11 protein-coding genes and 1 pseudogene are annotated in these 12,621 nt (G+C 33.0%); 5 read left to right on the forward strand and 7 right to left on the reverse strand.

The window, feature by feature from the left end; translation table 11 throughout:
- The first annotated feature begins 759 nt into the window (after positions 1–759).
- The 5 genes from HKP48_RS07685 to HKP48_RS07705 all read left to right on the forward strand — a co-directional run bounded on the left by HKP48_RS07685 (position 760) and on the right by HKP48_RS07705 (position 7,342).
- Complete coding sequence (locus tag HKP48_RS07685; protein WP_296344509.1) at positions 760–1,437, forward strand: TetR/AcrR family transcriptional regulator; 678 nt, start codon at positions 760–762, stop codon at positions 1,435–1,437.
- 3 nt (positions 1,438–1,440) lie between these two features.
- On the forward strand, positions 1,441–3,102 hold the full coding sequence (locus tag HKP48_RS07690; RefSeq protein WP_296344512.1) for an ATP-binding cassette domain-containing protein: 1,662 nt from the start codon (positions 1,441–1,443) through the stop codon (positions 3,100–3,102).
- 10 nt (positions 3,103–3,112) lie between these two features.
- Positions 3,113–4,477: an HlyD family efflux transporter periplasmic adaptor subunit gene (locus HKP48_RS07695; protein ID WP_296344514.1), complete on the forward strand. Its 1,365-nt coding sequence runs from the start codon at positions 3,113–3,115 to the stop codon at positions 4,475–4,477.
- On the forward strand, positions 4,478–5,881 hold the full coding sequence (locus HKP48_RS07700) for a TolC family protein (protein WP_296344516.1): 1,404 nt from the start codon (positions 4,478–4,480) through the stop codon (positions 5,879–5,881).
- A 108-nt stretch (positions 5,882–5,989) separates the two neighbouring features.
- Positions 5,990–7,342, forward strand: a complete 1,353-nt coding sequence (locus HKP48_RS07705; protein ID WP_296344517.1) for a Mur ligase domain-containing protein — start codon at positions 5,990–5,992, stop codon at positions 7,340–7,342.
- 57 nt (positions 7,343–7,399) lie between these two features.
- On the opposite strand, the gene HKP48_RS07710 is transcribed toward HKP48_RS07705, so the two are convergent.
- The 7 genes and pseudogenes from HKP48_RS07710 to HKP48_RS07740 all read right to left on the reverse strand — a co-directional run bounded on the left by HKP48_RS07710 (position 7,400) and on the right by HKP48_RS07740 (position 12,373).
- The gene (locus tag HKP48_RS07710) at positions 7,400–7,996 is read right to left on the reverse strand and encodes a hypothetical protein (RefSeq protein ID WP_296344519.1); all 597 of its coding nucleotides are present in this window, start codon (positions 7,994–7,996) and stop codon (positions 7,400–7,402) included.
- A 9-nt stretch (positions 7,997–8,005) separates the two neighbouring features.
- Entirely contained in the window at positions 8,006–8,383 is a 378-nt protein-coding gene (locus tag HKP48_RS07715) for a hypothetical protein (protein ID WP_296344522.1), read from the reverse strand.
- A gap of 318 nt (positions 8,384–8,701) precedes the next feature.
- Positions 8,702–9,247 (reverse strand): hypothetical protein, encoded by a 546-nt coding sequence (locus tag HKP48_RS07720; protein WP_296344524.1) that lies wholly within the window; start codon positions 9,245–9,247, stop codon positions 8,702–8,704.
- Between the two features lie 60 nt (positions 9,248–9,307).
- The gene (locus tag HKP48_RS07725) at positions 9,308–9,796 is read right to left on the reverse strand and encodes a hypothetical protein (RefSeq protein ID WP_296344527.1); all 489 of its coding nucleotides are present in this window, start codon (positions 9,794–9,796) and stop codon (positions 9,308–9,310) included.
- Between the two features lie 135 nt (positions 9,797–9,931).
- A pseudogene (locus HKP48_RS07730) lies at positions 9,932–10,128 on the reverse strand (dienelactone hydrolase family protein); the annotation flags it as partial.
- 71 nt (positions 10,129–10,199) lie between these two features.
- Positions 10,200–10,502 (reverse strand): immunity 53 family protein, encoded by a 303-nt coding sequence (locus HKP48_RS07735; RefSeq protein ID WP_296344529.1) that lies wholly within the window; start codon positions 10,500–10,502, stop codon positions 10,200–10,202.
- A 26-nt stretch (positions 10,503–10,528) separates the two neighbouring features.
- Positions 10,529–12,373 (reverse strand): PLP-dependent transferase, encoded by a 1,845-nt coding sequence (locus HKP48_RS07740; protein ID WP_296344531.1) that lies wholly within the window; start codon positions 12,371–12,373, stop codon positions 10,529–10,531.
- Between the last annotated feature and the right edge of the window lie 248 nt (positions 12,374–12,621).

Below are 12,621 nucleotides of genomic sequence, written 5' to 3' on the forward strand. Positions count from 1 at the left end.
GTAGCATAATTTAAAAAGGTCGATTTTTACTGGAGGTTGAAACATCCTGCAAAACAGGAAACCCCGAACATGAAACTGATAACAAACGTTAAGCACCCAAGAGTATCGCCAATCCGAGAGTAATCAATGAGGGAGCATGAACATGAAATTTTAATTTTCTTAACGTATTGCTACTTATTAAAATAGATAAAATACCGAAACCTATAAATGGGTTAGGGTTTTTTTAGTCAAAAATCAAACAATAAACACGTTAAACACTGTAAGTCAAAGAGGTAACGAAAAAGCTGAAAGACACATGAAAATTAGCTAATCATTACCAATCTAACAACCAACCAGAAAAAGCGATTTAAACCATAGAGTCTTCACAAGAAAAGCATCATAGAAATGCTTTACATTAACAATTAGGAAAAGTATCAGTTTATTATGGTATTAATTTGAATAAAGGCGAAAGTTGTTTGCTTACATATATTAATAATTATTCCGCTGCAGACGCTGTGCCTGTCGAATGGGGTATTATAGATTGGCGCAAATTCAAAACCACAAGAATATAAAAGACAAGGTGTTGTCTTATATAAAGAAAGCACTTTCTATTAGATCAAATTTTAAACAAGCTTTGAAAGAAAAAACTTCTATACTAAACAAATAATAAGTTTTCTCATTTTGAAATAGTTCTAGGTGTAAATACATAGCTGCTAAATATTTGTTAATTATTTTAAATTAATAGTATTACTATTATATTTGCAAATTAAATAATTAGTAATGAAAAATTTACTTTCAAGCATTAAGATATCGGTGCCCGAAAAAATTTTTCTGAAAGATCCAGAGTCTTCAGATTTGGGTAAGCGTATCATTGGAAATAGCATTCTATTAATCGATGAAATTGGTTTTGATAATTTTACCTTCAAGAAGTTGGGCGCAAAAATTGGCTCAAACGAGAGTTCTATCTATCGTTATTTTGAAAGTAAGCATAGGCTTTTGTTATATCTAACATCATGGTATTGGGCGTGGATAGAATATCAATTAGTCTTTGCAACATCTAACGTGCCAGATACTACAGATAAGTTGCTAAAAGCAATTGAGGTAGTAACACAAACCATAAAAGAAGACTATGATTTTTCTCATATAAATGAAGTAAAATTAAATAGAATTATCATTAACGAATATTCAAAATCATATCTCACTAAAGAGGTCGATAGTGAAAATAAGGAAGGTTACTTCGTAATTTATAAACGTCTAATAAAAAGACTTCGCGAAATGATTTTGGATGTAAATCCTAAGTACAACTTTGCCTCTAGTATAGCAAGTACTATTGTAGAAGGCGCATTGCACCAGCATTTTTTAAAGGAACATTTTCAATCCATTACCGATTGTAATGAGGAGGTGACACCGACAAGATTTTTTAAAGAATTAACCATTAACGCAATTAAATCTAAATAAAATATGAATAACCAAAAACCTATCTTAACGCCATGGCAGCGCTTTATTAGTCTGCTTAGGCTAGAAAAAAGGGATTTATCTCAGGTCATTTATTATGCAGTATTTTCAGGTTTGATAAGTTTAACATTACCACTAGGTATACAAGCTATCATAAATTTAATCCAAGGCGCCCAAGTAAGTACTTCATGGATTGTTTTAGTGTGTTTAGTAACCGTTGGTGTTGCATTTGTTGGTGTACTACAATTGATGCAAATGCGTATCATAGAGACTATACAACAACGTTTATTTATGCGTGCCTCTTTTGAATTTACCTATAGATTTCCTAAAATTAGAATGGATGAATTGCACAATTACTATCCGCCAGAATTAGCAAATCGCTTTTTTGATGTATTAACGGTACAAAAGGGTTTGGCAAAACTTTTAATCGATGTACCAACAGCAGTGCTACAGATTGTATTTGCACTTATTCTTTTATCGTTTTACCATCCGTTCTTTATAGCATTTGGTGTTTTACTTATTGTACTTATTTACATTGTATTTAAGTACACTATTCAACATGGAATGTTCACAAGTTTAAAGGAGTCTAAGAAAAAATATATTGTTGCGCATTGGATTCAAGAAGTAGCTCGTGCCATAATGAGCTTTAAAATATCAGGAAAAACGTCTTTGGCAATTGATAAGAATGACAAATTAGTCGAAGATTATTTAATAGCACGAGAAGGACATTTTAAAATTTTAATCATACAATTTATTCAAATGATAGGGTTTAAAGTTCTTGTAACTGCAGGACTACTCGTCATAGGAGGATTATTAGTGCTTAGTCAGGAGATGAATATAGGGCAGTTTGTTGCCGCAGAAATCATAATTCTTTTGGTCATCGGATCAGTAGAAAAACTCATTCTTGGTTTAGAATCTTTTTATGATGTATTAACATCATTAGAAAAAATGGGTCAAGTGGTAGATAAGAAAATTGAACCCCAAGAAGGAGAAGAAGTTGTTGTAGATAAAGATTTTAATATAGAATTGGATAAAGTGACATATGTGGTTCCAGATAGAAGTTTACCAATCTTAAACGGTGTTTCACTAAAATTAAACTCAAAAAGTAGGGTTTTAGTAACAGGTGAAAGTGGTTCGGGCAAGTCGACTTTAATCCGAATTTTATCAGGAATTTTTAAGCCAAGTAACGGACGTATTTTTTTGAATCAAACTTCTATTAGTAATTTAAAGATAAATAGTTACAGAGCGCATTTGGGACTAGTTTTAAGTGATGAAACACCCTTTGAAGGAAGTATTAAAGAAAATCTTACGCTTGGTGATAAATCTATAACTCAACAGAAAATTGAAGAGATTTTATCTGTGGTTGGTTTGTATGATTTTCTAAAGGAAACAGAGCTTGGCTTAAATACAGTTATTTATCCAGAAGGAAGACAAATTCCTTTCACGGTAACCAAAAAAATCATGTTAGCAAGAGCGATACTCAAACAACCAAACATGCTTGTTTTAGAAGAGCCTCTAGAGCATTTTGAAAGAGCAGAAACAAACCGAATCATTAAGTATTTAACAGATGAAAAGCACCCATGGTCATTGGTTGTTGTTAGTTTTAATAAGGCTTGGGAAAGTAGTTGCACACAAGTCGTAAATCTCAAAAAAGGGCAAATAATTTAAACAGTATATTATGTTAAATATATCTCGTAATCCTTTAAATAAAAATGTAGATTTAAGCGAATTTAAGTCGGCATCGCATGTTTTTGATAAAGATTATTACAAATATTGGAGACGTTTTTTAGGTGGCTTTGCCATTGTTTGTCTCATAATTTTATTTTTGCCATGGACACAAAATATCTCAGGCCGAGGTAATGTTACTTCCTTAACACCAGGTCAACGCCCTCAGACGGTTCAGTCTCCCATCCCCGGAAGTATTCAAGAGTGGTTTGTAAAAGAAGGTGATTTTGTAAATAAAGGTGATACTATTATGAAAATTGCTGAGGTAAAAAGCGAATATTTTGACCCTAATTTAGTTCAGCGAACAGAAAAACAAAGGCAAGCTAAAGCATTTTCTGTAGAATCATATCAAGGTAAAGTCAAAGCACAAGATGTAAGAATTACTGCTTTAAACCAAGAGCGTAGATTAAAGCTCAAACAGGCTGAAAACAAGATTTTACAGACTTACCAAAAAGTAAAAGCAGACAGTATAGATTTGGTCGCTGCTAGAACAAACTTAGAAATAGCGCAAATAAAATACAATCGTGCAGATTCGTTATTTCAAGATGGATTTACAGCTAGAAAACGTGTGGAAGATGCTAGAGTAAAACTGCAAGAAACTCAGGCCAAAGAGACTTCACAAGAGGCAAAGTTATTAGTAAGCAAAAACGAAGTTATTAACGCTGAGTTAGAAATATCTCGAATAACTGCCGAGTATGCTGATAAAATTTCAAAAGCTCAAAGCGAAAAATTTTCGGCATTGTCTAGTCAGTTAGATACTGAAGCACAAGTTCAAAAACTCGAAAATTCTGTTTCAAATTACACCATCAGGAATGGGCTATTGTATATTACAGCGCCGTACAATGGTTACATTCAAACAGCATTGCGAGGCGGTATAGGACAAACGTTTAAAGAAGGTGAAGAATTAGTAGGTATTATACCAGCGGAGGTAGATTTGGCTGTAGAGACTTTTGTAGAGCCAATAGATCTACCTTTAATTCATAAAGGAGAAAAGGTACGTGTTCAGTTTGATGGATGGCCAGCAATTGTTTTTAGTGGTTGGCCAAACGTATCTTATGGGACTTATGGAGCAGAAGTGGTAGCGGTAGAGCGTTTTATAACTAAAAGGAATGGCAAATTTAGAGTATTACTTAAGCCTGACCCAGATGACCATCCTTGGCCAAAAGATGTACGTCCAGGTTCAGGAGCATTTACAATGGCATTGTTAGAAGATGTACCTATTTGGTTTGAGCTTTGGAGGCAGCTTAATGGCTTTCCACCTAATTATTATCAGCCAGAAGATGAGAGCAGTAAATCTAAAACTAAAATGAGTTATTAGATGAAACTAAAATTTACCATACTAATATTTGGTTTTACTATAATAGGATTTTCTCAGACAGAGGACTTGCAAAATATTTTACGTTTTGATGAGTATTTAGGTTTTGTAAAGAAGTTTCATCCTATAGTAAAACAAGCCGAATTGGTTATCGACGAAAGTCAGGCAAAGCTTATGAAATCTCGAGGTGCATTTGACCCAAAGATTGATGTAGATTACGATAGAAAAAAGCTAAAAGGGACTGAGTATTGGGATAGGCTTAATGGAACATTTAAAGTGCCAACTTGGTTTGGTGTAGAGCTTAAGGCATCTTTTGAAGAAAATACAGGAGATTTTTTGAATCCAGAAAACTTTATAGATGAAGGCGGATTGTATTCTGCTGGTTTGTCTGTTCCTGTAGCTAGAGGTTTGCTTATTAATGACCGAATGGCATCTCTAAAACAAGCCCGATTATTTAGAGAACAAGCCAAAGCAGATAGAGATATTTTTGTCAATAATATTTTGTTTGAAGCATCGAAGGTATATTTCAAATGGCTTCAATCTTACAATGAGTTAAAACTATTTGAAAACTTTTTAACCAATGCCGAGTTACGTTACCGTGGAATTTTAAGAGGTGTAGAACTCGGAGAGAATGCCCAGATAGATGCTACAGAAGCACGTATTGCTTTAAATAGTAGAAAATTAAGTCTTGAGCAGTCTCGTGTTAAAATGATAAAAGCTTCATTGGAGCTATCCACATTTCTTTGGTTAGATAATAATATACCTGTTGAATTACAGCCTAATATTATACCAGACACTGATACAGAACCAATTGTTGATGCTACTTTTGATATTAATCAATTAAGATATGATGAAGTGGTTATTGACGCGCATCCAAAAATGAGATCTTTAGATTTTAAGCGTCAAGGTCTAAATGTAGAGCGTCGATTAAAAGCTAACATGCTATTACCTCGTATCGATTTAGAATACAATTTTTTAACTGGCGCACCAGATATTGCTCGCTCATTTAATACAGCTGATTATAAAGGCGGTCTTAATATAAGTATGCCATTATTCTTGAGAAAAGAACGAGGAGATTTAAAGTTGGCTAAGATTAAACTTAGCGATGCAGAATTTGAAATTGATGCCACACGTGTTAAACTTCAGAATAAGATTAATGCATTAAAACAAGAGTTAGATTCTTACGTCACTCAAAATGAAATTACTGCACAAATGGTAAGTGATTCCGAGCAAATGCTTAGAGCAGAAGAACGCAAATTTCAACTAGGAGAAAGTTCTGTATTTCTAGTAAATTCAAGAGAGTCTAAACTCATTGAAAATCAATTAAAGGCTATTGTAATTCAGAATAAATTTTTTAACACCAAAGCAAAACTGTTTAATAGTTTGGCGGTAAACCCTGACTTTTAGAAATAAGAAAATTGAAATTAGTAGAAAGGTATAAGAAGAAATAATCACGATTTCTCTTTTTCGCTTGTCTCTATTCCTTAATCTCTTATCTATAATTATATTTGCTACATGAACGTACATTTTATCGCCATAGGTGGTGCAGCGATGCACAATTTAGCTTTAGCACTTCACAATAAAGGATATCAGGTTACTGGCAGTGATGATACTATTTTTGACCCTTCAAAATCTAGATTACAAGAAAAAGGTTTATTACCTGAAGTATTTGGTTGGTTTCCTGAAAAAATTACTTCAGATTTAGATGCTATAGTTTTAGGGATGCATGCCAAAACCGATAATCCTGAATTACTTAAAGCACAAGAACTTGGATTAAAAATCTACAGTTATCCAGAATTTTTGTACGAGCAATCCAAAAATAAAACCCGTGTAGTTATTGGCGGAAGTCATGGTAAAACAACGATTACATCCATGATTTTGCACGTTATGCATTATCATGACAGAGATGTAGATTATATGGTTGGCGCACAACTTGAAGGTTTTGATGTTATGGTAAAACTCACTAAAGAAAACGATTTTATTGTCTTGGAAGGCGATGAATATCTAAGCTCACCAATAGACAGACGACCAAAATTCCATTTATATAAACCAAATATTGCATTGCTAAGCGGAATAGCTTGGGATCACATTAATGTGTTTCCAACTTATAAAAACTATGTGGAGCAGTTTAGTATTTTTATCGACTCGATTGTTCGTGGTGGAAGCATTAATTATAACGAAGAAGATGCTGAAGTAAAACGCGTTGTGGAAGCCTCAGAAAATCAAATACGAAAATTACCTTATCAAACACCCGATTATACAGTTGAAGATGGCGAAACATTTTTAGAAACTCCTGAAGGTCCAATGCCAATTGAAGTTTTTGGTGCTCATAATCTTAATAATCTTGCAGGTGCTAAATGGATTTGCCAGCATATGGGTATTGATGAGGATGATTTTTATGAGGCCATTTCAACGTTTAAAGGCGCAAGTAAACGTTTAGAAAAAATTGCAGAATCTAAAACGTCTGTAGCATATAAAGATTTTGCACATTCGCCAAGTAAAGTAAAAGCAACAACCGAAGCTGTAAAGGCGCAGTACAAGGATAAAGAATTATTGGCGTGTTTAGAGCTACATACATATTCTAGTCTTAATGCAGAATTTCTTAATGAGTACAAAGGCGCATTAGATGCAGCCGATAAAGCAGTCGTATTTTACTCACCACACGCAGTAGAAATCAAAAAATTAGATGAGGTTTCTTACCAGCAAATTGCGAATGCATTTAAGCGAGACGATTTAATTATATACACCAACCCACAGGATTTTAAAGACTTTTTATTCTCCCAAAGTTTTGATAACAAGGCCTTGCTTCTAATGAGTTCTGGTAATTATGGTGGTTTAGATTTTGATGAGGTGAAAGGTCTCTTTTGAAATTTAAAATATCACTCCGAACTATTAAGGGGCTAAGTTACCTTGGCTGTAGTAATTTCAGTCTGTAAAAGTTTTCATTAGTTCATTTTCTCTTTCAATAATTTTCGATCTATTGTTCCCAACTGGTTCGTTTTCTAACTTTTGCCTTAAATAAATAAACTTGTTTGCAAAATCATAAAACTTTTCACTTTTAGTAAAACTCTCTAACCACTCTCCGAAGTCAATCAGATTCTCTAGTTTTTTTGAATATTTAAAATGTTGAACTAATTGTTCAGATTGCCAGTTAGATGATTCTGATTTTTCAAACTGAAGTGACTCTTTCTGTAAGAACTTATCAAAAATATATGTATTTGAAGCAAAAGTTTGGATTGCTTTCTTTTCTGCTAAATCGATTCTTTTAGTTTTAAAAAGGGTAATTGTCCATTCGAAAAGGAATATTGGGTATCCAATGTCATCAGGAAAATTCTTAGCAAACCAATTGAAATATCTTAGAGCACCTGTATAATCTTCTAATTTAAGGTACAATTCTGGTGGTAAATATCTTAATCCACCACCATCGTGATAAAATCCGCCCCATCTTCTTTTATCAGCCTGAAGTTCACTTTTAATTTTTTTGATTTTATTATTTATCCTTTCTGTCTGCTTAGATGTCATGAATTTATTTTATTTCGAATTATTGAAAATAATACTTCTAAAAACGCTATCAAAATGATTTTCAGCTGTTTGCGTTTTTACTTGTAGACTATTATTTTCTGTGCTGAAATCAATTATAATATTTTTGTAATCAAAGAATTTTTTCAATTTGAAAGAGACCATCTTATCAATAGTTTCTGAGTGATTATAGGTCTTTAATTCTTTCTCATAAAGGTTAGTTTCAGTTAAGAACTCCTTTCTATTGGCGAAATTCCAAGCCTCAATTCCAACCTCAAGTGTTTCTTCAAATGTCAATTCCTGTGGTAGATATCGGTCAAATTTCTGAACTAATTCATATAGCATTTCAGAATACTTGACACCTTTATTCTCAATTATTTTTTTAGTCATCTCGTAATTTCTTTTTTCATTTTTTTAATTACAGCCAACGATCTGGATATGAATCGTAGCGTTTGTAAGCACTAAAGTTAGTAAATAAATCACAGATAGAAAGTCCGCAAGGACTTTTGTAAGTAGGCGAGTACTAGCAATGAATTATACACGTCTTAAGTTTACAATCTATTATATTTAACTATAAAACAGAAAAGACAAAAGAGAGGAATAAGGTTAATGTACACGCAGAAGCTTAAGACTTCGTCAACATTGAAAATCCCCTCTCTTTTCTACACAGATTTCGTACAGTTCTATAAGGCCTTTTGGACCTCGATTTCAAGTCGTTGAAACTCGCGTAGATCGTCCTTTCAAAAACATTTTCTTATGATTAAAGATATTAAATATTTTGGAATTGACATTATCATAGAAATCTTCGTAAGAGTTTGATTGAATTGGCCTAGGCTTTACTTTAAATGCTTTTAGCACATCGGCAATGGCTTTCGATTTTTGGACACTGTTCTTTTTCTCTATAAGCTTATTCAAGTTATTTAACTCATCTATATTTATTTGGTCAGCGCCATTTATTCGAGGGTAGAAAAACTGAATATTATTGTTAACCTTAACTTCATATTTAGGTTTTGTATTCCGCATTACATTGGCAAGATAGTTAATCAACCACCATAAGTGATTCTCACTAAAATCGAACCCTTGTCCAACAATATCAATATTGTTCGTAAAGAATATATCTGTCGAGTAAGGGCTTGGCTCTCCATTACTTAATCGAACCATCAAACTTTGATTTTCTACTTTTTGTGAGCCGCTCTTTCCCTTAATATTTTCTTGAATTCTCTCCAGATATGAAGCGTAATGTTCGTACCCCATAATAATAGATTCCTCGTTGTAATACTTTGAGGATTCTGAATTTGAACGAGAGTCAAAAAGTTATCCATGTATGTGCCAAATGTTTTTATCTGAAACTGAATATCCTCGTTTCAGATTGAATTTCCGTTCTTGCTTGTTTATAGCAAATTTTTCTTTTAGGTTTAGAAATTCTGGAGTTAAGCTTTTTTGTAACGAGTAATCATAATTAGTTGTAAGTATATCATTGTATGGTAATGACATAATCTTTTCGTGATATTGATTAAATCCTCTTTTACCTTCAATTTGTTTTTGAATGCTGTGACTTATTTTTTGCTTTATTGTTTTTAATTTATCGTGAAAATCGTTTGAGCTAGGTTTCTGGTGAATCATTTCATCAAATGCCAAAGGAAACGGTTTAAATACATTGTCTAAATCGACATTAATGCCATAAGTATTCTTTAGTTCTTGAAGTAGTGCCTCCCATGAAAAGGACTGACTTGAATCAATAAGATTAACACCATTGCCAACTAAAAGGACTCTCTTATTTTGATTTTGATAACTATCTACCATTTTAAAGTTGACTTAAGAACCATACATATTACATCCAACATGACAAACTTCAATCGACTCGCCTGAGCTGTGTTTATGAGATGAAAGAATTGACCATTTTATACTATGATCTTTACAAATTCCTTGTAAATCAAATGGGTCATCTGGTTTAATCAATAGGCTATCTATGTAATTAGGTGACATAAAACTAAGTAATGACGAGACCGTAACAACCCAACGGCCTATATGCCTAGTTTTTCTACAAACTGTCTTCTGTTGAGTTTGTTGTGTGCATAATCATCATAAAGGTCAAAGACCTCTTGATTAATGTCTTCTTTTTTTAAGTCTTTCACAATAATGCAAATTAATTTATCACTAGAAAGTTACGAATTTTTAAAATTAAAAAAGCTTGTCTTCAAGAGCTTTAGTCTTGACGCTCAACTTTTTCAATCATCTCTCTAAATAAATTCAATAAAAAGCTAAGTTTTCTGGTATCACCTGCAGCAGTAAATTTTTGATTTTCAATTTTTACCCCGTACCAATCGAGTTTACTATGTTCGTTAAGAATCCATTTGACTTCAAGATTTGCTACTGAAGTTTTAGAAATATCAATCTCTACTTCCCAGCCTGGATTGTCAATATTTGTGATTTGTATAATTTCATTTTTCTCCCAATCGCCATCGCAGTTTTGAGTCAACCAATCTTCAATCCAGTTTAAAATATCCATTTCTATTTTTTAAAATTGATAAATGCTTATATACTATCTGCAAAAGTTTTAAAGACTGCTTTATGTTTTTCCAGATTCATTTTAGGTGATAAAGCAACACGTGCAATATAATCTTTGTCGCCTTCTTTGGTAGTGCCTTGAGTCGATGTTGCAGGTATAGTCCAGTAGCAACCTTTTAATTGTCCGTAGCTTACACAATACTTACTTTCGTCAGGGATTTCGGTAGTCATTAGATTTATCAATTTGTGATTGAGTTGTCTTTTATAAGCTTCTTTTTCTTCTTCATTGTTGCCTTTGGTAGGTAAGTCTAACGAAAATACAGATGGTGTAAAACCATGCTCAGCCAAATCTTCACTAACAAAATTAATTTTAGCTTCTGGTAATGTGTTCTCAATATATGAAATAAATTCTCTTGTGTTTGTATAAGCATCTGCAATACGTTGATTCATTGAAGGCATTTGGAGAGCTAATATCTCATACTGAAAACCTGTAGCTTCATTATCACAAAGTGTCAGATGTGTTTCAATTTTTTCCATCAGACCTTGTGTGTTTTTATTGCTCACACAATAGCCTGCGGTGCATTTTCCTCCACTTGGAAACTTAGAGCCACTAGCATAGGAGATAGCTTTTCCGTTTGAGAGTATCTCACCTTCTTTTAAAAATTGAATATTTGGACAAAACGTTTGGTCCAATATAAAAACAGGGTCTACAGCTGTAGTTCCTGAAGGTGTTTTTCGGGCTTTATTTAAAACAGCTTTTAAAGCTTCTAAATCTGGAACTTCAACTCTTGGATTTGTAGGAATTTCAGCAATGAGGTATGGAATAGCATCTTGTTTTGCAATGGTGTTTAATACCGTATCGATACTTTTTACCATATCATTATCACCATCAACTTCTAAGTCTACAATAGCTACGTTTGGATTACAAGCAGCAACACGCCGTGCTTGGTCATTTGTGCCACCGTAACAGTTTATGGGTACGATAAATTTTATGGCTTTTTCTGGATGAGTTTTTTGGGCATCATCAATAAGCCCCATCATAATGGCATATTGCACTGATAATCCACTAGAACCCACTAGAGGTTTACCTGTTGTTCCTGTTATAATTTTAATCGCTTCTATTACACTTTGCTTATGCTTTGCTTTGTTATTGTGTGTAGTTTCGAAATGTACTGAACAGGCAAAGGCTGTTAATGCTGTAAGCGTATCATTAGGCGTCATGGCGACAGCTTCTCTTCGCCTTACGTGCTGAATGTCTGAAATGTAATCTTTATTAGCTTCTCCATTAATTAGTAAAACACTACCTAGTTCAGGATATAAATTCAAATAAAAATCTATTGATTTATGAATTTTGTTTTTAGCAACCTGACTTTGATTAGATATAAAAATGACACTGCCATTGCATTTAGGAATAGCATCTATACTTGCTACTTGTTTTAGTTTAAAATTATAACCATAAACACGTTTAAGAAGTTCCGTATTAAAATGTTCTGGAAGTTTATCTGTGTATGTAATTAGCGTGTCTTTATTATCTAAGTGGTTTTTTCTAAGAACCGCTAATACTGGCATACTCTGTGAAGAAAAACTAATCACTTGCTCTGGCTTAAGGTTATGCATTCTAGCAATTGCCCATTCTAATACAGATGATAAAGGGTGACCTAGACGGATATAATCGTAGGCAGTTGGGAGCGCTTCTAATGTTGATTTATTAGAATTATTTGCATTAAATAATGATTCAAAATTATTTATAAATTCAGTTTTTGCTAATTCTTCGTTGTAGATGTCTAAGCGATGCGTTGTCAGATTTATCCAATCTGTAGGCATATTATTTAGTACAGCTTTTATATAGTTTTGAATAGTATTGGTGCTCATTAATTGTGCTTTTGTATAGTTTGCAAAGATACATTAGTTGTAGCTTTATTGAAATCTTACAACTGTTAATCGAACGTTCTAGAGATTAATTTTCATTTCCATAAAATAGGGATAGTAGTATTTCAGGGCAAAATCATACTTTTAAATTTAATATTTTGAGCAAATAGTCTTCATTCCACCCAGCTTCAAGCCTTTTGCTTTTCATAGATAGTTTTTTAGAATGTTCATTCTTCAATAGGTTTAAAGCA

This window comes from Winogradskyella sp. (assembly GCF_013042245.1).
Lineage (GTDB): Bacteria > Bacteroidota > Bacteroidia > Flavobacteriales > Flavobacteriaceae > Winogradskyella.

Excerpts from the sequence above, each read along its gene's own strand:
- HKP48_RS07735 (WP_296344529.1), bottom strand. The coding sequence starts at position 10,502 with ATGGATATTTTAAACTGGATTGAAGATTGGTTGACTCAAAACTGCGAT.
- HKP48_RS07690 (WP_296344512.1), top strand. The coding sequence starts at position 1,441 with ATGAATAACCAAAAACCTATCTTAACGCCATGGCAGCGCTTTATTAGT.
- HKP48_RS07705 (WP_296344517.1), top strand. The coding sequence starts at position 5,990 with ATGAACGTACATTTTATCGCCATAGGTGGTGCAGCGATGCACAATTTA.
- HKP48_RS07725 (WP_296344527.1), bottom strand. The coding sequence starts at position 9,796 with ATGGTAGATAGTTATCAAAATCAAAATAAGAGAGTCCTTTTAGTTGGC.
- HKP48_RS07715 (WP_296344522.1), bottom strand. The coding sequence starts at position 8,383 with ATGACTAAAAAAATAATTGAGAATAAAGGTGTCAAGTATTCTGAAATG.
- HKP48_RS07685 (WP_296344509.1), top strand. The coding sequence starts at position 760 with ATGAAAAATTTACTTTCAAGCATTAAGATATCGGTGCCCGAAAAAATT.
- HKP48_RS07740 (WP_296344531.1), bottom strand. The coding sequence starts at position 12,373 with ATGAGCACCAATACTATTCAAAACTATATAAAAGCTGTACTAAATAAT.
- HKP48_RS07710 (WP_296344519.1), bottom strand. The coding sequence starts at position 7,996 with ATGACATCTAAGCAGACAGAAAGGATAAATAATAAAATCAAAAAAATT.
- HKP48_RS07695 (WP_296344514.1), top strand. The coding sequence starts at position 3,113 with ATGTTAAATATATCTCGTAATCCTTTAAATAAAAATGTAGATTTAAGC.
- HKP48_RS07720 (WP_296344524.1), bottom strand. The coding sequence starts at position 9,247 with ATGGGGTACGAACATTACGCTTCATATCTGGAGAGAATTCAAGAAAAT.
- HKP48_RS07700 (WP_296344516.1), top strand. The coding sequence starts at position 4,478 with ATGAAACTAAAATTTACCATACTAATATTTGGTTTTACTATAATAGGA.